Below are 22,254 nucleotides of genomic sequence, written 5' to 3' on the forward strand. Positions count from 1 at the left end.
GTAATTGTATAAATGATAGAACTTATCCGATAGTAATTGACCTTAGTTCTTCTTATTAAATGGTTTTTTACCATGGTCCATGGACTATAGACCATGGACTACTTAATCGCTTCCCGCCAAAGCGGCATACTCATACAGTGGAAACCACCGCGTGCACGCGATAGTTCTGCTGACGGTATCAGGATCAGTGTGTCTGTAATTGTTTTAGGATTTAATTCATCGCTTTCAAATTTTTGCAGCAATTCGGCCACTGGTATAATGTTAAATCCCTGGTTAACAAAAGCTTCTACAGTTTTATCGTTACGGTCATAGCCTAATACCACGCCTTCCTTAATTGCCAGCAGGTTGCACGAGTCTGTCCATTGCTCACGGGCATCAAAAGGGAAGGTGTTATTGCCCGAATAAATAAACTTCACTTCGCCCTCATAGCCAAGGTCTTTATGGCTAATGTCGGTCAACAAATCCTCGATATTATCAAACGTTTTAGGCTTTTTACCTTGCCTGAATTGCACGATCTCTGTTTTTTCCTTGCTCTTTTTATCGGCAAACCACGCCGCCGGACCAGCCTCTTTTTCAGGCTTCTCTGCTATGGCCAGCGAGTGCAGTATCACCCACATATCGCGCCTAACCTGCGTAAACACGGTATCAATATGCATGTAATCGCGCTTATTAGGTATTTTAACCACCGTTACCTTTTTAACCACGTTATGCTCAAATAGCAATTTAATAGCTTCGTCCGCGCCGCTGGTTGATGTGCGCTCACTGCAGCCTATGATCAGGTGGTCGGGACTTACCATCATCACGTCGCCGCCTTCAAGCGTGGTTTTCTGCTCATTATCCTCGCCGGGGCGTAAAAAGTGATGGACAGTTTCCGGTATCTCCAGTATGTTGTCCCGAAATTCGGCGAACAGCGGATGGTTGAAAAATATATACCGCATCAGCAACGTTTCGCGGAAACGGGCCTTTTTAGCAGGCTTATTCAATAATACATGGTTATTTATGGCGATGCCGATATCCCTCGAAAAAATCAGGTTTGGTATCGGCGCAAAGATCATTTCATCATCATTAAGCGCGCCGGAGATAAAAATTTTGGCAAGTTGTATCGGGTCGGTATCAATCAGCTTTAATTGCATGCGGTAACTGCAACCCTCAATTGCACAAACAGAGGCAACCAGTTTTTTGCGGATATCTGTTTCCTGCAAAATATCACTCAACAGCACTTGTAGTTCAAGCACTTTGGTTGAAGCGTGGAAGTCTTTATTGTCAGGCTTAAAAAATGACCGGTCGATATCTACCTGATCGAGTTTACCTTTTATCTTGCCGGAATCAAGGAAATACAGGAGTAGCTTGATATAGTAATCGTATTCTTTTTTGCGGAGTGTATCTAAGTGTACAATATCTTCAAACAGCCAATCCTGTGCTTTAGAGGGCACCACTTTACCCAACCCGCTATCCGGGCTATGAATCAATAAGGCACGCAAGCTGCCTATCTCCGAGGTTACATCTATCCTGAAATCTTTATCGTTGATCGTCATAAAAGGTTATAATAGTAGCAAATCTATTACAAAATATGTTACCGATGTATGCCGTGTTATTTTTTACACCTAACTCGCAGCATTTGATTAATTTTGCCGGATGAATTTTATTACTGATGCCGCCATTAAGGCCGTTAAGGAACTTTATAATACCGACATAACCGCTGATGCCATTAGCTTGCAGGAAACCCGCAAGGAGTTTGAAGGCCAGCTCACCATAGTAACTTTTCCTTTCACACGATTTTCCAAAAAATCGCCGGAGCAAACCGGTACCGAGATAGGCGAGTATTTGAAAGCCAACGTAAACGAAGTATCGGCATTCAACGTAATAAAAGGGTTTCTAAATATCTCTATCGCTGATGATTACTGGCTGAACACGCTTTATAACCAAATACTATCCGCTGATTTTGCAGAACCACAGTACAATGGCCAGAAAGTAATGGTGGAGTATTCATCACCCAATACCAATAAGCCGCTGCACCTTGGGCACATACGTAACAACCTGTTAGGTTATTCGGTTGCGCAGATATTAGCTGCAGCTGGGTACGAGGTAATAAAGTCTAATTTGGTGAATGACAGGGGGATACACATCTGCAAATCCATGCTGGCCTGGCAAAAGTTTGGTAATGGAGAGACCCCTGAATCATCAGGCCTTAAAGGCGATCATTTAGTAGGGAAGTACTATGTAATATTTGATAAGGAATACAAAAAAGAGATTGAAGCGCTGAAAGCCGAAGGGCAAACTGAAGACGACGCCAAAAAGAATGCCCCGCTGATAAAAGAAGCCCAGCTTATGCTGCAAAAATGGGAGGCAGGCGATGAGGAAGTGATCAGCCTCTGGAAAACTATGAACAGCTGGGTTTATGCCGGCTTTGATGAAACTTATAAACGCCTCGGGGTTGATTTTGACAAGTTCTATTACGAGTCAAACACCTATTTGTTAGGTAAGGATATTATTGAGGAAGGCCTTGCAAAAGGTGTGTTCTTTAAAAAAGAGGATGGCTCTGTTTGGATTGACCTGACAGAAGATGGCCTCGACCAAAAACTGGTGCTGCGTGCCGATGGAACGTCGGTATATATTACCCAGGATATAGGTACCGCGCTGTTGAAATATAATGATTTCGGCATGGATAAGTCGATCTACGTAGTAGGTAATGAGCAGGATTATCACTTTAAAGTGTTGTTCCTGATCCTTCAAAAACTGGGCAAGGCTGATACTAACAGCCTGTTTCACCTGTCATATGGTATGGTTGATCTGCCGTCGGGTAAAATGAAATCGCGCGAGGGTACGGTAGTTGATGCTGATGATCTGATGGCCGAAATGGAGCATACCGCCAAACAGCGTACCGAAGAGTTAGGTAAGGTAGAAGGCTTTAGCGAAGAAGAAAAGAGTGCCTTGTACCATACTATTGGCATGGGTGCGTTGAAGTACTTTCTGTTAAAAGTTGATCCTAAAAAACGCTTATTGTTTGATCCGAATGAGTCGGTAGATTTTCAAGGGCATACCGGGCCGTTTATCCAATACACCCATGCACGTATCAAATCAGTACTAAATAGGGCAGGGGTTGATTTTACGGAGCGTACCGGCGTAAATACGCTCGCTGATGAAGAACGTGAACTTATCGTACTATTAAACCAATTTCCTGATATAATTACTCAGGCGGCAGAGGCTTACAGTCCGGCTGTTGTAGCCAATTATGTTTATGAATTGGCAAAGGCGTACAATAAATTTTACCACGAACACTCCATTCTGCAAGCCGAAGATGAAGTATCCAAAAAATTCAGGCTGCAACTATCAGCAGCATCAGCCAAAGTAATTAAGAAAGGTATGGCGCTGTTAGGTATTGATGTGCCCGAGCGCATGTAATACAAAAGGGGCGAAAGCCCCTTTCTTTTTTTTCAATTCAAATGATATTCCTCCAGCTTACGGTAAAGTGTTGTTAAGCCGATGCCTAATAATCGGGCAGCCTCGGTTTTATTACCGCCGGTGTACTGTAGCACTTTAAAAATATGCTGCTTTTCGATAGTCGCCAGATCGAGCGCGTTGCTGTTGCTGCTGTTTTTAAACCTGAAGTCGGGCGGGAGCTGGTTGGGTGTAAGTGTTTCGCTGTCAGCTAAAATAACTGCGCGTTCAATGCAGTTCTTTAACTCCCGGATGTTGCCTTTCCAATGGTGGCTGTTTAAAAGCTCGACAAATTGATTGTCCATTTTATTTATTCTACTATTTATTTTAGCGGCAAATTCTTCCATGTAATGTTTCGCCAGCAACTCGATGTCTCCCTTACGCTCGTTTAAGGATGGAAGCGTGATAGTGAACACGGATAACCGGTAGTACAGATCTTCACGAAAACGACCGGCTTCAGATTCCTTCATCAGGTCGCGGTTAGTGGCGGCCAAAATGCGTACGTTAACCTTGGTGGTTTGTGTATCGCCAACCTTAATAAAAGTTTTACTCTCCAGCACACGTAGCAACTTCGCCTGCAGCTCCAGGCTCATTTCGCCTATTTCATCCAAAAATATGGTGCCGTACTGCGCTTCCTCAAATAACCCTTTTTTATCTTTAACAGCCCCGGTAAATGCGCCCGCTTTGTAACCGAATAATTCACTCTCCAATAATTCAGGTGTAAAGCTGCTGCAATTAACGGCAACAAAGGGCATCAGCCTGCGTTCACTATCGTAATGTATAGCCGATGCGAAAACCTCTTTACCGGTACCTGTTTGGCCCAGCAATAATACGGTGGTGTTCGTAGCCGCTACTTTTCGCCCAAGGGCGATAGCCTCGGTAATTTGTTTGGATTGACCGATAATATTAGCGAAGCTGTACTTTTTAGCCAGTTTAGCTTCAAGCTCATAAACCTTTAATTGCAAGCGGGCTTTATCAACAGCTTGATTGAGCAAAGGTATAATCTTCTCATTATCATCGCCTTTAATGATGTAATTAAAAGCGCCGTTTTGTATAGCCTTTACCGCATCATTAACGGTGCCATACGCGGTTAAATTAATAACCTCAACATACGGGCGTAACTCCTTAATGTTTTTCACAAGGTCAACACCGTTTATATCAGGCAGCTTAACATCGCTTAAAACAGCCATTATATTTTCGCGGGCGAGTATTTTTAACCCCTCTTTGCCGGTGGCCGCCTCAAGTACCTCAAAACCTTCCAGCCCGATAATCCTCGACAATAAACCACGTAGTTTTTCCTCATCATCAATTATCAGCACTTTGGGTTTCATACCTTGAAAATTTCAGCAAATATATCGTAAAAATACTTGCTTATATATTCCTGGTCTGTCTTTGGTTACCACAGGTTTTCGCCTTAAATAAAACAACTGTAAGCGTTGCCGAACAAAGTACTGTGCTTTTAGGTTTAACGTTATAGTTTAAAGGTTGCTGTAGTTATTGTAAAGGCTGAAATCAACCATTTTATTATAAAAAAGCGTGTTTTAGCTATATTTGCGTACCTCTTAAAATTTATCAAAAATTGACAAAAACAATATTCATCGCATCGGCCGAGCCTTACAGTGGTAAATCCGTTGTTACGCTTGGTATAGTTGATATGCTGCTGGGCAAGGCTCAAAGGATCGGCTATTTTAAACCGATAATCAATACCGACCCGGCAGAGTTTAAAGATGTGCATATTCAAACCATCCTGTCGCATTTTCAACTGCCTTTGGCTTTTGAAGACACGTATGCCTTTACCCGTGCCGAAGCCCTACAGCTTTTGAACGAGCAAAGCCAGGGCGAGATGATTGATACCATCATCAGCCGATTTAAAAAGATAGAAGAGAATTACGATTTTACGGTAATTGAGGGCGGGGATTTTACCGGCCAGGGCACTGCCTTTGATTTTGAGAGCAACCTGCTGATAGCCCGTAACCTGAACGCACCGGTGGTGTTAGTGGTATCAGGTGACGGGAAGTCAATATCAGAAACCATACAGGATGGCTTGAACCTGTTCCATGCTTATCAATCGCGCGAAATACAGGTACTCGCGCTGGTTGCGAATAAGGTACATGCCGATCAGGCCAATGATGTACGCAAGCTGTTGGCTTCGCAATTACCTAAAGGAGTAATAAGCGCCGTTATATCTGCCGATAAGGCATTACAGAATCCAACCGTAAGTGATATTTTCGGTCATCTGGATGGACGCTTGCTTTTTGGCGGCGAGCACCTTTCTAACCAGGTAGATAACTTTGTTACCGGGGCAATGCAGGTGCCCAACTTCCTGAGCTTTTTAAAGGAAAATGTGTTGATAGTAACCCCTGGTGATAGGGGCGATATCATCATCAGTTCGTTACAGGCAAATCTGTCGTCAAGCTATCCAAGGGTCGCCGGCATTGTGCTAACCGCAGGAGTTGTTCCCGAGGAGCCGGTTATGCGCTTGATAGAAGGCCTGCAAAACGTAGTGCCAATCATCGCCGTTAACGGTGGTACGTTTGAAACCACAAACAAAATAGCGGCGGTGAAAGCCCGTATTACGCCCGATAATTCCAAAAAAATTCAACTGGCTATTGATACCTTTAACCGTTGCGTTGATACCGGCGCGCTGGATGAAAAGATGGTTACCTACCACTCTGACGCCATGACGCCGCACATGTTCCAGTACCAGCTGAGCAAATGGGCCAAAAAGGAAATCAAGAACATTGTATTGCCTGAGGGTAATGATGACCGTATAATCTTAGCCGCCGGTCGTTTGATCGCGCAGCAATTGGTTAAGCTGACCTTACTCGGGAATCCAACGGAGATCGCGGCTTCCATCAAGCGCTTGGGTATCGATCTGGATATTAATGATATCACTATCATCGACCCGGCAAACTCAGGCCACTATGAGGATTACGTAGAAACACTTTACGAACTGCGTAAAAGCAAAAACCTCACGATGGAAATGGCGCGCGATTTAATGACCGACGTGTCATATTTCGGTACTATGATGGTGTATAAAGGGCATGCTGATGGCATGGTATCGGGTGCGGTACACACTACGCAGCACACCATTCGCCCTGCATTGCAGTTCATTAAAACCAAGCCGGGTATATCAACCGTGTCGTCCATCTTCTTTATGTGTTTAGAGGACAGAGTGTCGGTATTTGGTGATTGTGCGGTTAATCCTAACCCAACGGCAGAGGAGCTGGCGCAGATTGCCATTTCATCAGCCGATAACAGTATGCGTTTCGGCATTGAACCGCGTATCGCCATGCTCTCGTATTCATCAGGTACATCAGGTGCCGGTGAGGATGTGGAGAAGGTTCGTCGTGCTACAGAGCTGGTAAGGCAACAGCGTCCGGATTTGAAGGTAGAGGGCCCAATTCAATACGATGCCGCGGTCGACCCGGTTGTAGGGCAGCAAAAACTTCCGGGTTCAGAGGTAGCCGGGCAAGCCAGCGTGTTGATATTTCCGGATTTGAATACGGGTAATAATACCTATAAAGCGGTTCAACGCGAAACGGGCGCTTTAGCTATCGGCCCTATGTTACAAGGCCTGAACAAACCGGTGAATGATTTGAGCCGTGGCTGTACAGTCGACGACGTTTTTAATACGGTTATCATCACGGCCATACAAAGCCAAAACGCATAATTTAATCCGATACTCATTTTTTAGATGAACATATTTGTAATTAACTCGGGCAGCAGCTCTATAAAATATCAGTTATTTCACAGTGAATCTGCCGAGCCGGTATGCAGCGGTTTAGTAGAGCGGATAGGCCTTGGCGATTCCCTGATAAAGCATACAGTTTTTATAAACGGCGAAGAAAAGGTAACCAAACTTGAATTGGATATACCCGATCATGAGGCAGGTATGTTTGAGGTGGAAAAGCTACTGATACAACCCGGTATTGCCGTGGTGCACAACCCGGATGATATAAACGTGGTGGGTCACCGTATAGTGCATGGTGGCGAAACGCTAACCCAAACCACTATAATAACTGACGAGGTAAAGGAGAAGATAAAACAGCTATATCCGCTTGCCCCGCTACATAATCCGGGCCACATTAAAGGTATAGAGGTAGCGCAAAGCATTTTCAAAAAAGCTACACAGGTAGCTGTATTCGATACCGCGTTTCATCAAACCATGCCCGAAAAGGCTTACCGCTATGCCATTCCTGAGAATTTTTATAGGGACTACGGTATTCGTGTATATGGCTTTCACGGTATCAGTCATAAATATGTATCGGGCAGGGCGGTGGAATACCTGCAAAAGCCTGATGCGAAGATTATCACCATACACCTGGGCAACGGTTGCAGTATGGCGGCTGTTAACGCCGGTAAATGTATAGATACCAGCATGGGCCTTACACCATTGGATGGTTTAATAATGGGTACACGCAGCGGTAATATTGATGCTTCGGTATTATTATACCTGATAGAGCAACAAGGATATGACGCTGCCGAACTTACCACCCTTCTAAATAAAAAAAGCGGTATGTACGGCCTCACCGGCTATAGTGATATGCGCGATATTACCGGCATGATGAAAAATGGCAGTGATGCCGCCGCGCTGGCTTACGAAATGTATGCTTATCGTATACGTAAATTCATAGGTGCCTATAGCGCTGCCATGAACGGACTCGACGCTATCGTGTTTACCGCAGGCGTGGGTGAAAATGATGCGCTGGTGCGCGAAATGGCCTGCCGTGATATGGATTTTGTGGGCATACACATAAATACAGAAGAAAACTCGCAGCGCAAACCGGGCCTGCGTGATGTGAGTGCCTCACAATCAAAAGTAAAAGTACTGGTTATACCTACCAATGAAGAGCTGGAAATTGCACAACAATGCAAAGCGCTTTTACAGTACTAATAATAATTCTCTGCGGTAAAATGAAGCCTGTTGTTCAAAAGCAACAGGCTTTTTTTATCAAAACTTTTACAACGTGTTTTAAAAGATATTTCGATATTGCTGATTGATCTTTCTATCCAGCCAATTTTTTTATACTATGAAATTAAAATCCTTTACGCTGTTGCTAAATTGTTTTTTTACCCTCACCATTTTGTTGATTGCGGGTTATACTAAAGCACAGCCGGGTGCGGCCCAGTTACAGTGCGAACACCTTACGTCTCCGCTCGGTATTGATGAAGCTCACCCTCGTTTAAGCTGGCTATTGAGTGATAGTCGCCAGGGTGCTTTGCAAAGTGCATATACCGTTTTGGTGTCAAAAAATCCGGCAGAAGTTGGTAAAGGTGGTGTATGGAATACCGGTAAAATTACCGCTCAATCAGGCTTGATTACATATAACGGTAAAGCATTAGAGCCGTTTACTCGCTACTATTGGGCAGTACGGACATGGGATAAAAACGGCAAACCACTTGCGCAAAGTCAAACCGCTTATTTTGAAACCGGAATGATGAACCAGAACAACTGGACCGGTAACTGGATTAGTGATGGTAAAAGCATAAACGAGTTGAAGGCACCTTACTTTCGCAAGGTTTTTAATGCCGGTAAAAAGGTCCGCTCAGCGCGTGCATACATCGCAGTAGCGGGTTTGTATGAGTTGTTTATCAACGGAACCAAAATAGGCAACCACCGCCTCGACCCGATGTACACCCGTTTTGACAGGCGAAACCTGTACGTTACTTACGACGTTACCGCTCAATTAAAAAACGGCGCCAATGCTATCGGTGTGGTGTTGGGTAACGGTTGGTACAACCATCAATCTATCGCTGTATGGAATTTTGACCGTGCCCCTTGGCGGCAGCGGCCAACCTTTTGCCTCGATCTACGGATAACCTATGAGGATGGATCAGCCGAAACCATATTTACCGATGAAAGCTGGAAAACCCACAGCGGGCCAATCGTATTTAACAGCATTTATACGGGCGAGCATTACGACAGTAGAGAAGAAATACCGGGCTGGAATACTGTTAACTTTGATGACAGCAAATGGAACGGTTCCGGGCTGCGGGCCGCACCCGCTAAAAAAATAGAAAGTCAGGTGATGGTGCCTATCCGTAATGTAGAGGAATTGTCGGCCAAATCACTGGTCAATTTCAATGATACCTGTTACGTGGTTGACCTGGGCCGGAATATTGCCGGTGTTACTCGGGTAAAACTACGTGGCGACAGTGGTACGATAGTAAAAATAAAGCATGGTGAAAAGCTTTATACCAAAGAGGGAACGCCAAAGGGGCATGTTGATTTGTCGAACATCGATGTTTACTATCGTCCGAGAGATAAGAATGATCTTTTTCAAACCGATGTGGTGATACTGAATGGCAAGGGCGAAGTTGATTTTATGCCAAGCTTTAATTACAAAGGGTTTCAATATGTGGAGATAACCAGCAGCAAACCCATAAATTTCAGCAAGGAAGATATTACCGGCTATTTTATGCATAGCGATGTGGAGGCCGTGGGTAAGCTTAATACATCGAGTGATCTGGTAAATAAATTATGGGCAGCTACCAATGCCTCTTACCTGTCCAATTTATTTGGATATCCTACGGATTGTCCTCAGCGGGAAAAAAATGGCTGGACCGGCGATGGACATTTCGCCGTCGAAACCGGCTTGTTCAATTTTGACGGGATCACTGTGTACGAAAAATGGCTCGGCGATCATCGTGACGAGCAGCAGCCCAACGGCGTATTGCCGGATATTATACCAACCGGCGGTTGGGGTTATGGCACTGCCAACGGCACGGACTGGACGAGTACCATCGCTATTATTCCGTGGAACTTGTATCTGTTTTATGGTGATAAAAAGCCATTGGCCGATAACTATAACAATATTAAAGCTTATGTAAATTACGTGAGTAAGATAAGCCCAAACAACCTTACAACTTTTGGCCGTGGCGATTGGGTGCCGGTGAAATCATCATCGTCGTTGGAGTACACATCGTCCGTTTATTTTTATGTAGACGCCACAATACTATCAAAAGCCGCGGCCCTGCTGGGCAAAACCCAGGATCAGCAGTTTTACTCGGCCATGGCTGCAAAGATCAGGAAGGCCATAAACGATAAATATTTCGATAAAGCGAAGTGCATTTACGGTAGCGGAGTGCAAACCGAGTTGAGCATGGCGCTGCAATGGAAAGTCGTACCTGAAGAATACCGGCTAAAACTCGCTGAAAACCTTGCCAAAAGAGTTGCGCAGGATAATATGCATATTGATGTTGGTGTGTTAGGAGCCAAAGCCGTATTAAATGCCTTAAGCGATAACGGACAGGGCGAGGTGGCTTACAAATTAGCATCACAGGATACTTATCCATCCTGGGGATGGTGGATTGTTAACGGCGCGACCACCTTGTATGAAAACTGGGATATTAACGCACCGCGCGATATTTCATTAAACCACATGATGTTTGGCGAGATCGGCGGCTGGTTCTTCAAAGGATTAGGCGGCATTAAACCGGACGAAAATAAGCCTGGCTTTAAAAATGTATTGCTCAAGCCCAATTTTGTACAAGGGTTAAACTTTTTTACATCAAGCCACAAAGGGCCTTATGGCAATATCGTTTCGGCGTGGAAACGGGAGCAGGGTAAGATTATTTACGATGTAACCGTTCCGGCAAATTCTACAGCTGATATTACTTTTCCCAATCCTTCGTCAAAAGTGATACTTAACGGAAAGCCTGTTAATACGCAAAAAACCTATCATGTTTCCGCAGGATCTTATCGTTTTGCGGTGCAGTAATTAAACAAAGTTTATTTATCTTAAACTTAATATATCGTTAAAACACATAAAGCCTTAGCGATTTAACTTCGCTTTTTTATAACAATTATGGCTGATTCGCGCAGGGAGTTTATCAAGAAGGCAACAATGCTTGCCGGTAGTACCGGATTGTTTAGTGTGTTGCCGGAGTCGATACAAAAGGCTTTGGCAATTGATGCCGATAAAGGCACTACGTACCTTGATGCGGAGCATGTCGTATTCCTGATGCAGGAGAATCGATCTTTTGACCATTGCTATGGCACCCTGCAAGGTGTACGTGGCTTTGATGATCCGCGGGCGATGCGCCTACCAAATAACAATAAGGTTTGGCTACAAAGCAATAAAGCGGGCGAGACCTATATACCCTTCCATCTTGATATAAAAAATTCAAGGGCTACCTGGATGCAATCATTGCCTCATTCATGGGAAAACCAGGTTGACGCGCACAACAATGGTAAAATGGACGGCTGGCTGGAAAGCAAAAAGTCAGGTAATAAGGAATATGCCCACATGCCGCTTACATTGGGCTATTATGATCGAAAGGACATACCGTTTTACTATGCCTTTGCTGACGCATTTACCGTATGCGATCAGCATTTTTGCTCATCGTTAACCGGTACAAGTTCAAACCGATCGTACTTTTGGGCGGGAACCATCCGCGAAGAGCAGCACGCCAATTCTCCAGCTCTTGTTTATAATGATCAGTTAAATTACCGCGACCTTATCGCTAAAACCTTTCCGGAGCGGTTGGAAGAAGCAGGTATCTCATGGAAAGTTTATCAGAATGAATTAAGCCTGGATGTTGGGTTTACCGGCGAGGAAGACGACTGGCTGAGCAATTTTACAGATAACAATCTTGAGTTTTATAAAAATTACAACGTACGCCTGCACAAGGCTCATCGCGACTATCTGGCTAAGGCTGAAGCAAAATTACGGCAGGAAATAGCTGACCTTAAGGCGAAAGCCCAAACTGATGAGTTGAGCAATAAACTTAGCCAAAAGCAAAAACAACTGGACAAGGTAAAAGCTGAACGGGCCGAATGGACGCAGGAACGTTTTGATAAGTTAAGCGATCATGAAAAGAGTATCCACCAAAAGGCTTTTGTAACTAACGTTAATGATGCTGATTACCATAAGTTGGAAACACTGACCTATGAGGAAAACGGCGAAAAGCGCGAAGTAAAAGTACCTAAAGGCGACATTCTTCACCAATTTAGGCAGGATGTAAAAAATGGCAAGCTGCCAACTGTTTCGTGGTTAGCCGCTCCATCGAATTTTTCCGACCATCCTTCATCACCCTGGTATGGCGCCTGGTATGTATCAGAAGTACTGGATATTTTAACGCATAACCCCGAAGTTTGGAAGAAAACGATTTTTATACTCACTTACGATGAAAATGATGGTTACTTTGACCACGTAGCGCCGTTTGTACCGCCGCATTCGGCAAAGCCCGAAACCGGTAAATGTTCAGAGGGCTTAGATACCGCTGTTGAGCATGTAACTACTGCAGAGCAGGCTGAAAAGGGAATACCGGAGCAATACCGGCGTGAAAGCCCTATAGGTTTAGGCTTTAGGGTTCCGCTGGTGATAGCATCACCCTGGAGCCGTGGGGGATGGGTTAACTCCCAGGTGTTTGATCACACCTCATGCCTGCAATTCCTGGAAACCTTTCTAAGCGGAAAGGCAGGTAAGCAAATCAAGGAAACAAATATCACTGATTGGCGCAGAACTATCTGCGGCGACCTTACATCGGTGTTTAGGCCTTACAACAGCGAAAAGATCAACTATCCTGCATCGCTAAACCGCGATGAAACCGTAAAAGAGATTTATAATGCTAAGTTTAAGCAAGCGCCAAATAACTTCAAGGCTTTAAATAAAGATGAAATAGCAGCGGTGAATAACACACCGGCAACAATCCCAGCGTTTCCTAAACAGGAAAAAGGTACCCGCCGTTCATGCGCTTTGCCTTATCAACTCTATGCTGATGGTCACCTAAACAATAATAAAGACGCTATAAACATTAAGATGAAGGCTGGTGACAAGGCAGGCGCGCCATTCAATGTTTACGCCCGTGGGCAATTTCAGCATGAAGGGAAATCTGCGGAACAAATGCCTACTTGGGCATTTGCTTTAAAAGCAGGGGACGAAATAGATTATTCATGGCCGGTTAAAGCGTTTCAGGATGGCCATTATCATCTCGATTTACAAGGCCCTAACGGTTTTTACCGGAACTTTACCGGTAATAAAAACGACCCGGATTTACAGGTGGAAACAATTTATCAACCTGATGGCAACCTGAAAGTGTTATTAAGTAATACAAGTAAATCGGATATTTATATGGTTATAATGTCTGATGTTTCTTATAAACAACGCAGTAAAAATGTAAAAGTAAAACCAGGCGAAAAGGTAGCACAGGTTATCGATCTAAAAAGCAGCTATTCCTGGTACGATGTTGAACTGAAAGTACAAGGCCATAATGATTTTTTGAGACGATACGCAGGCCGGGTCGAAACAGGAAAACATGGATTTACAGATCCGCTTATAGGCGCCTGATAAGAAAAGCCCGTATTATTCAAACACGGGCTCTCTTTTTCACGGGAGTGCTTAAAATTTTTTCACCAGATTTTTAAGCTTTAAATGCTTTAAAATGCTGCGTATTTTTCGTTCGTTGCGGCTTCCGGCATCCAAGGCGTCAAACGCGAAGCCTGCGGCTGTAGCATAAACAGCATGATGCAAGGCATCAATAGCAACTGATTTTGGTTCCTCCTCTGTTACCGGTGGGGCGGCATCGTATTTAGGCAGCATAACTAAAGCAGCACCCCAAACCGCCGCAAAATGCACGGCAGTAGCAGGTAGCCCTTTCAATCCGGTTAATGATATTAAACCTCTTGCAATACCCCACGCGGTACCGTATGCCCAGTGTATTTGCTGCGACACTTTTTCCTTTTGCTCTTCGCTTACCGGTGTAACGTCCGCAGTCTCCTCAACCACTTTTACCGGGGCATCGCTCGGCTCGCGTTTTGTAATTTTCATCTCAATCATTTGTGAGAGGGTAATGGCGGCGGTACCGGCTAACCCGGCCAGTATGCCTTTACCGATTGCACTGCCTAATTCGCCAAGTATGTTGTTCTGATGAATTTTCATAACGGTTTCGTTTATATAGATGTACTCCTATAAACAGTGAATTTTAATTAATGATTTATTTATTTTCAAGCAGTTTACAACTAAAGTGGTGTTTGAGGGAAATAACTGGGATGAGATACTAACCCTTAATGATATGCGTTTTCATGTAGACGTTATCGTGTTAAGCTACAAAATAGCGAAAAGTTCTTTCGTTCTAAGTAAATGATGTAACTAAATTGTTATGTCAATCAGGGGTAAAAAACACACGTTTAAACATTCAATCAGGTGTTTTATAACTACTTTTGTAGTGTTAAAAATATTAAAGCCGGTTAATGGCCGGCTTTTAAAGATACTTCTTTTGGTTAGAGGTGATTGTTTTAGAGTGATTGGTTCAGGCCGGGTTTTCCCGGCCTGAGTTTTTTTAGGCAATTGAAGTTGTTATCGAAATATTGCCTGTAAGGATTTTGTGAATAGGGCAGTGGTCGGCAATTTGCAATAAGCGGTCAATTTGCTCCTGTATCAGTTCCCCTTTAAACGTGATCAACCTTTCTATCAATATCCCATCGTCTGTTTTAAAAAGCTCAAGATCAACCGTTATTTCATCAACTATCCACATCTTACGGTCGATGTACATGCGTAATGTAATGCCTGTACAACTTCCTAAACTGGCCAGCAAAAGCCCGAACGGATCCATCCCAGTATCTTTACCGCCTTTGTCAACGGGCTCATCTACAATAATGGCGTTATTGCCACTGCTCACTACGGTTTGGTAAGCTTCTTTACGGGTGACTGATCTGGCCGTTAAAACGGGTTCTTTTTGTAGCGTCATAATAAATTGTCGTGCTTTATTGCAATTGCAACGCCTGCAACTCCCAATTGTTGGCCTTAGTGGCTAAACCGCCGTTGTATTTTAATGTTACGTTGAAATATTGCCTACTTTCTGAACCATCCTCAGTGGTCACATCGGCATATGAGCGGATAACATATATTGAATCTGAACGTTTACCAAATTCAAATCCTTCGTCAGAAAATGAAATATTGTCGCCTTTAATTGATGGCTCCACAATTGTTTTGGCTACTTCGTAGGCATCTTCTTTTGATGGCATGCCACCAAACAGGTTTTGCTTTTGTGAGCCAGATTGGGTAAAACGAACCAGAATGAGCCCGAATACTATAATAAGCCCGATAATTACCCAAACTCCTAAACGGGCGGTTTTTCCCTTAGCTTTTTTAAGCTGGTGATAATCGTTGTTCATGATTTATAATTGGGCTACTAAAATATTGATTTTGCCTAATAAAAATCATAACATCTTAATGCACCATTAAATCTGAAGTTGTTATCGCCATTGCCCGGGGTTTCATAAACTACGCTGCCTTCGGTTGTTCCGCTGGTGCCACCATAGCTAAGTTTTGACATTGGCACATCATGGCTAACACCAACGCGAAGTTTATCACCGCTTTCGCGGTTTTTGAAGATATCGAATATAAATGATACGACAACAGCACTCGGCCCGCCGTTGCCACCGCGATACCACAACCCTGCGTTTACGCTGCGGCGCTTATATTGCACGCCGGCGCTGTATGAGTTCACGTTACTTTGTTTATAGAAAACAACCGAGGGTATAACAAATGATTTTTCGTAATCATCCAGGTTGTCGTATTTATTCAAATCATAACGATAGCTGAGGTGTCCTGCAAAACGTATGGGCAGCTTAACCGGTGTACCGGTGAATGATTCATTTGGACGGTTAAGGTGAAATGCCGAGGCCCCTGCCATAAACGGACCGGTTACCAGGTTAACGCCTAAGCCCGAATCAAAGTAAAATCGGCTGTTATAAGCCAGCAGATCGGCAGAGGATTGCTGGCCGGGTATAATACCATTGTTGGGGTCAATCTGATCACCAAAAACCAATTTACTCATATCAACCGACCGGTTGGTTGCACCTGCCGCCAAACCGAATGACAGAACGTATTCATCAGACCCTACGCTGTAAGAATAAAGGCCCATTATACTGTTTTTACGCAGATAGGCAGTTCCCTCACTACTACGTGTGAACATTAAACCAAAGCCGCCGCCAAAGCGGGGGATGTTGTAATCAATAGTGGCCGACAGGTAGTTCAGGTTGCCGGGTATGGTTGAGTATTGATTGCGATAGGTCAGGCTCATTCTTAATTTACCCTCAAACTGTCCGTTTAAGGCTGGATTAAGATAAACTGGGGCTTGAAAAAATTGCGAATATTGATGATCCTGCGCAAGGCTATCAACAGCAACGAGCATCAGCAAAAAAAACAATAATCTGTTTTGTATTTTCATCTATAGTTAGGCGTCTGTTTTATTATTATTTTATCTGATCAAATTAATTACACCGTTGCGTTTTGGCGGCGAGTTGCCGTATGACATGCCCTTCCATTCGGTGCCATTTATAAATGTTGCTGATACCTGCCATACGTAAGCCCCCTGAGGTGCAGGCGACCCTTTATAGGTGCCATCCCAACCTTCAATAGGTTCGCCGTTGGCGCCAAGTTTATCCGTTTCCCAAACAAGTTGCCCCCATTTGTTAAATATCTGCATGCGCCATTTGGCTATACCAGCGCCGCGGGCCATAAAAGTTTGCAATACCGCGCTGCTGTTAGATGGTATAAAAGCATTCGGCAAAAACAACGTACCCGGCGTGCCCGATATAGTTACAGTTCTTCGCTTTTCGCTGGTGCAGCCCTTGCTATCGGTTATAATAAGCGTTACCACATGCGAGCCGATCTGCGATTGCGGGTAGGTGTATTCAGGGTTGCGCTGGTTTGAGGTGCCGATATTGTCGCCAAAATCCCACTGCCATGATACTACGTTCCCGTCAGACTCATCACGGAAAGAGAAATGGAAGTTTGGTACTTCAATTTCTAAACCTGGTGCTACACTAAAGTCAGCAAGTAATGGCGGCGATACCGCTATAGGGCGTGTAACCGTATTACCGCAATCTAACTGATTAGTAACGGTAAGAGTTACGTTATAGTTGCCCGGCTGCGCGTACTGGTGTACCGGTTCTCTTTCAAGCGAACGAGGGGTTCCATCACCAAAATCCCATGAGAAGCGGGTGTTGGCATCTGTTACGCCGGTGATCGTAAACGTATAGTTTAAGTTATTATCGCAATTTTCAACAGCGGCATTAAATGTTACATTTGGAATTGCGTAAATAGTTATAGGCTGTTGTGCCGATTCGCCTTGCGGGCCGCATGCAATTGTACCCGCTACAACTGATACGGTGTAAGAACCGGCATCCATAAACCGGTAGGTGTAATTACCTCTCGGTACATTGCGTATCTCCTCAAGCAAAGTACCATCTTTATATATTTTATAGCTAAAGCTGTCACCGGTTGAGTTGTTCACAAACACGATATCCTGGCCAGCGCAAGCAGTAGGCGGCGATTTTTGTATGAACATACTGGCGATCAGGTTGCTTGGCACAATGGTAAAAGGCTGGTCAGGTGATGTGGTTTCATTACCGCATTTATCAACCACGCGCATGCGTACAAATACCTGGCGGGTATTATTCGGGTCGGCAGCTACCGTAAAGCTTTGGTTTGATTTATCAGTTATCGGGCCAATGGTTTGTATAATAGCCTTGTTAGCATCAAGCAAATAATAGTAATATGCCTGATTGTTACCCGGCGAGCGGTTAACCAGCGTAATTGTTTTATCGCCCGCGCAACCGGCGCTGGCCGTTGCCTCAAGCACCGGTATAGGAGAAGCCGGGCTTACCAATATAGTTTTAGTAACCGGTGGGAAAGTTTGGCAATCGCTCACCAGGCGAAGGCTTACCTCGTAAGATGCCTCTGCGCCGGTGGTAGATGGCTGATAGGTATGCGCTGGGGGCGTTTGGCCAGTATAGGTTGTTCCATCACCAAAATCCCATTGGTAGGTGCCATTTTCGGCAGGCGAGTTGTTAGTAAATGTTACAGTTGTAGGTCCGCATGCCTGTTGCGGCGTGGCTGTGAAATCAATTTTAGGGTTTGAGGGAATAACGGTGATCACCAGCCTGCGCGCGTCGCCCACACAACCCGAATTTACCGGCCTGATGATGTAAGTAACCGTAACCGCTCCACCATTCGGGTCAGTATTTTCTATAGTACCATCAATTACTGAGCTTGTTCCGCTAACTGGATAGCCCGATGCTGTTGCCGATGTGCGTGTCGGGTCAACTTCCCACTGGAAGGTACTGCCGGGTAACGTAGCCTCAATGGTATAACTAAACCGACGGTTGCTGCAAGCACGCAAAGTAAGCGGACTTGTTATTGTATTTGGCGGCGTAATGCGTATGGTTAGCGGAGTTGTAATAGTATTACAAGGCGCTGAAAGGTTAGTGGTAACTACCAAATTCACGGTAGCTGTACCGGCATCAATTTCCGCCTGAGATGGCGTGTAAGTTGTTTCGAGGCTGTTGGCGTTAGCGAAGGTGCCGCCGCCTGTACTCTCCCAGCGGACACTTGTATAACTTCCATTAACCGCGCCTTTTATGGATACAGCGTCGCCCGGACAGTTGGAAACATCCGGCGTTGAAACGGTAATTTCAGGAGCGTTTTGAATGATGATGTTATGGGTAGATTTAACTCCGGTAGGGTTACAATCATTTTTGTGCGTAACGGTTACCTGGTATTCGCCCGGTCCCGAAAAGCGTAAACGAGGATATTTAGCCGTCACCGGATCCACAAATGTAACTGTACCGGTGCCGCTCACCGTGGTGGCTTCCCAGGTGTAAGTTCCGGTAACTTCAGGATTAGTGCCGCTGAGATTTACATAAAAATCATCATCAGGATCGCTGCTGTATTGGCGTTGAATTGTACCACTACCGCAAATGCGGATTGGGCCTGCTTTAAGCTGAGCAACCGGAGTAGTGCTCAATGTAATTTGTGATGTGGCCGTATCGGGCGCGCAGGTACCGGGGCCTTTAAGTATCAGGCGTACGGTGTAACGGCCCGGTTTTGTAAGGGTGATCTCCGGAGCGTTATCGCTTGGGCTGCCATTAATAGTGTAACCGTCGGTTGGGCCGGATACCGACCAGGTACGTTCAACCGGTACACATGAATTATCGACTGTTGAGGTATTAGTGGGCCTGAATGTGAATGAAGGGTTGCCGCATTGAGTAAAGTTGCCGGTATTGCCGTTTATGTTAAAGGCGGCTGTAGGCGGGTTTTGCACGCAAATAGTCTTTTCTATTACGTTGCTTGCGTCGTTGGGATCGGTTTGGCACGGACTGGTGGAAATTAGCACCAATCGAACTTTATAATTACCCGGACTGGTGAAATTGTAGCGAACATCAGTAGCGCCAAGTGTTTTATTTGAAGCGATAAGTGTACCGTTAACAAACCAGTTATAGCGTGCATTTGGGTTTTTACAGGTTGAACTGCTATTGCTCGGGTTGTCGCCGGGGTCAGATGTGTTAATAAAAGTAACTGTTCCGGTACAAACGTTAAGCCCGGCGTCGCCGCCATTTGCAGCTCTTACGGCAAAGTCTGTGTTGGCTTTACCAAGCACTTTTATTGGTGCAATTAAGGCTCCACCCGGGCTACAATAGGCGTTGCGGGCACGTATAGTTAAGCCAAAACTGTTGTAAAATGTAGTTGAATTAACCCTGATGTTGTTCCCACATGATGACCTGTCGTAGCTATGAGAGAATTCGCCGTTGTTGGCCAATATCTCACAAACGGTAAAGTCTCTTGATAAGCCATCACCCCAGGCAACGGTATAAATGTTACCTGGAAATACCCGGCGTAAGGAACTTGTGCCATTTGAAAGATCGGTATCAAAAGCTATGGTGCCTTGCGGTAAACAGGCCGTTTGTACTTCGGTGCTGCGGAAGGCGTTTAAGTTTACGCGGTTATTTACCAGCATGTAGCTGCGGGTTGTTACCACACCGTTCGCTAAAACACCTTTTGCAGTTATGGTAAAGTGCGCCGCGGCTGCGCTGTACCCTGCATTAAGTGTTAAATTTTGTGTGGTGTTATCTATTTCGTTAGTTATCTGTGCGGTAACCGTGGCTGAAGCGTCTGTCTCATTAGTAATAGTATATGTAGTATTGCTATTACTGGTGTTCTCGCACTGGCCAAATACTTCGGGTTTGGTACTGTTAATGGTGATGGATGACAGATCAATAGGTACACCCGCCGCCGTACCTATGCTAAACGGAGCTGATACTGTGCTTGTTACTGATGGCGAGGTTGACTGAACGCGTAGGCGGTAGCCGCTGCCGGCTGCAATTCCTGATGGAATTGTACCGTTAACAAAGGTGGTGTAAAAATCGTTAAACGAACCGATTAACCGGCCAGTACCGCTAAAATTACCGTTAGCATCAGAAAGGTATAAGTTAAATCGGTTTGAGGGATTAACAATACAACCGCCACTTACACTAATGCGGGCCGTAATGGTAGACCCGGGACCGTAGGGGCCGGGGTCGACAGCGCTAACTGTTATTACTTGAGCTGAAGCACTACGGCTAAACAGAACGGCAAAAAAAAGAACAGGAAAAAGTCTGGTAAAAATTTTCTTCATTTAACTCCTAAAAAATGAACAGTTAGCTAACCTGTAAATTTTGCTTATGTTTTAGCAGAAGCAAAAAAAGTACTACTGTTATTTTTTACGGAATTAAGCTCAATTAGTTACATATTTTAGCTATCAGGCAAAGAAAAGATAGCATACCAAGATAGCTGTAATTACACCGGCAAGATCAGCAAACAAGCCCGCGGGAATAGCATACCGCGACCGTTTAATACCCACCGAGCCAAAGTATAAAGCCACGATATAAAAGGTAGTATCGGCCGATCCGTTAAAGGTACTTGCCAACCGCCCTGCAAAGCTGTCGGTACCAAATGTCTTCATGGTATCTATCATCATGGCCTTTGAGCCAGAGCCGCTTAAGGGTTTCATATAAGCTACCGGCAAGGCGTCAACAAAGCGGGTATCAGCGTTAAATTGGGTAACTACCCAGCGTACGCCATCGTTAATATAATCAAGCGCTCCGCAGGTGCGAAATACGCTGATGGCTACCAGCATAGCTACAAGATAAGGGATGATCTTCACGGATGTTTCAAAACCACCTTTCGCGCCCTCAATAAAAGCGTCAAACACGTCTATTTTTTTTCTCAATCCACCTAAGATGATGATCACCGGTATCAGGAACAGCAAAAAATTACTGGATACTTTTGATAGGGTAGTGATTTCTTCTTTGCTAAGGTATGTGGTTACATAAAACACAAAACCGGCAATAAATGCGGTTAAGCCGCCCAACCATAACACAATTACGCGGTTTAATAAATTTATTTTTTGCTTGATGGATACCGCGATTATGCCCGCTACTGTGGCAACGTAAGTGGCAATTATGCAAGGGAGCAGTACATCAGCCGGATCAGCCGAACCTAATATAGCCCGTTGCGCTATTATGGTTACGGGCAGCAGTTGCAAGCCGGATGTATGCAGCACCAGGAACATGATCTGCGCGTTGGACGCAGTTTCTTTATCCTTGTTCAATTCCTGCAAACTGCCCATGGCCTTTAACCCGAGTGGGGTAGCGGCATTATCAAGGCCCAGCATATTGGCCGAAAAATTCATCAACATCTGGCCGGTAGCAGGATGGTTCTTAGGTACTTCAGGAAATAATTTTTGAAAAAACGGCCCAACAATGCGCGACAGGAAATTGATAGCGCCGGCCTTTTCCGCAATGTTAAGTATGCCCAGCCAAAATGCCATATTGCCTATTAACGGCAGGGCTATATCCATTACCGATGATTTTGATGAGTTGAATACCCCTTCAACCATTTGCTGAAAAATCTCGGTATCGCCCAGAAAAACAAGTTTAATTAAACCTATTATAAAGGCGATAACAAAAAAAGCAATCCAGATATAATTTAAGACCATTTAGCTTTGCAATACAAGTGGTGAATATAGCCTTTTTACCATCACACT

Annotated in this window: 13 protein-coding genes; 5 read left to right on the forward strand and 8 right to left on the reverse strand. The window is 44.6% G+C overall.

Going from position 1 to position 22,254, the window contains the following annotated elements:
* Positions 1-98: 98 nt before the first annotated feature.
* Positions 99-1,535 carry an arginine deiminase family protein gene (locus LT679_RS03090; protein ID WP_232175482.1) on the reverse strand — a complete coding sequence of 479 codons (1,437 nt, stop codon included), beginning with the start codon at positions 1,533-1,535 and terminating at the stop codon, positions 99-101.
* A 100-nt stretch (positions 1,536-1,635) separates the two neighbouring features.
* On the opposite strand from LT679_RS03090, the gene argS reads away from it, so the two are divergent.
* Positions 1,636-3,402, forward strand: coding sequence for an arginine--tRNA ligase (gene argS, locus LT679_RS03095; protein ID WP_232175484.1), 1,767 nt, complete (start codon positions 1,636-1,638; stop codon positions 3,400-3,402).
* A gap of 32 nt (positions 3,403-3,434) precedes the next feature.
* On the opposite strand, the gene LT679_RS03100 is transcribed toward argS, so the two are convergent.
* Entirely contained in the window at positions 3,435-4,769 is a 1,335-nt protein-coding gene (locus LT679_RS03100; RefSeq protein WP_232175486.1) for a sigma-54-dependent transcriptional regulator, read from the reverse strand.
* A 248-nt stretch (positions 4,770-5,017) separates the two neighbouring features.
* Between LT679_RS03100 and pta the strand changes: the two genes are divergently transcribed.
* The 4 genes from pta to LT679_RS03120 all read left to right on the forward strand — a co-directional run bounded on the left by pta (position 5,018) and on the right by LT679_RS03120 (position 13,733).
* Positions 5,018-7,111: a phosphate acetyltransferase gene (gene pta, locus LT679_RS03105; RefSeq protein WP_232175488.1), complete on the forward strand. Its 2,094-nt coding sequence runs from the start codon at positions 5,018-5,020 to the stop codon at positions 7,109-7,111.
* Between the two features lie 24 nt (positions 7,112-7,135).
* A complete protein-coding gene (locus LT679_RS03110; RefSeq protein ID WP_232175490.1) occupies positions 7,136-8,335 on the forward strand; it encodes an acetate/propionate family kinase in 1,200 nt (399 codons plus the stop codon).
* A 136-nt stretch (positions 8,336-8,471) separates the two neighbouring features.
* Complete coding sequence (locus LT679_RS03115) at positions 8,472-11,162, forward strand: alpha-L-rhamnosidase (RefSeq protein WP_232175491.1); 2,691 nt, start codon at positions 8,472-8,474, stop codon at positions 11,160-11,162.
* 87 nt (positions 11,163-11,249) lie between these two features.
* Entirely contained in the window at positions 11,250-13,733 is a 2,484-nt protein-coding gene (locus LT679_RS03120; protein WP_232175492.1) for a phosphocholine-specific phospholipase C, read from the forward strand.
* A 51-nt stretch (positions 13,734-13,784) separates the two neighbouring features.
* On the opposite strand, the gene LT679_RS03125 is transcribed toward LT679_RS03120, so the two are convergent.
* The 6 genes from LT679_RS03125 to LT679_RS03150 all read right to left on the reverse strand — a co-directional run bounded on the left by LT679_RS03125 (position 13,785) and on the right by LT679_RS03150 (position 22,206).
* On the reverse strand, positions 13,785-14,324 hold the full coding sequence (locus LT679_RS03125; protein ID WP_232175493.1) for a hypothetical protein: 540 nt from the start codon (positions 14,322-14,324) through the stop codon (positions 13,785-13,787).
* Positions 14,325-14,724: 400 nt separating this feature from the next.
* The gene (locus LT679_RS03130; RefSeq protein ID WP_232175494.1) at positions 14,725-15,132 is read right to left on the reverse strand and encodes an OsmC family protein; all 408 of its coding nucleotides are present in this window, start codon (positions 15,130-15,132) and stop codon (positions 14,725-14,727) included.
* A 16-nt stretch (positions 15,133-15,148) separates the two neighbouring features.
* The gene (locus LT679_RS03135) at positions 15,149-15,559 is read right to left on the reverse strand and encodes a hypothetical protein (protein ID WP_232175495.1); all 411 of its coding nucleotides are present in this window, start codon (positions 15,557-15,559) and stop codon (positions 15,149-15,151) included.
* Positions 15,560-15,594: 35 nt separating this feature from the next.
* The gene (locus LT679_RS03140; protein WP_262909228.1) at positions 15,595-16,617 is read right to left on the reverse strand and encodes a PorP/SprF family type IX secretion system membrane protein; all 1,023 of its coding nucleotides are present in this window, start codon (positions 16,615-16,617) and stop codon (positions 15,595-15,597) included.
* A gap of 30 nt (positions 16,618-16,647) precedes the next feature.
* Positions 16,648-20,844 (reverse strand): PKD domain-containing protein, encoded by a 4,197-nt coding sequence (locus LT679_RS03145; RefSeq protein ID WP_232175498.1) that lies wholly within the window; start codon positions 20,842-20,844, stop codon positions 16,648-16,650.
* 123 nt (positions 20,845-20,967) lie between these two features.
* On the reverse strand, positions 20,968-22,206 hold the full coding sequence (locus LT679_RS03150) for a nucleoside recognition domain-containing protein (RefSeq protein WP_232175499.1): 1,239 nt from the start codon (positions 22,204-22,206) through the stop codon (positions 20,968-20,970).
* Positions 22,207-22,254: the final 48 nt, after the last annotated feature.

It is taken from the genome of Mucilaginibacter roseus, from assembly GCF_021215455.1.
GTDB classification, from domain to species: domain Bacteria; phylum Bacteroidota; class Bacteroidia; order Sphingobacteriales; family Sphingobacteriaceae; genus Mucilaginibacter; species Mucilaginibacter roseus.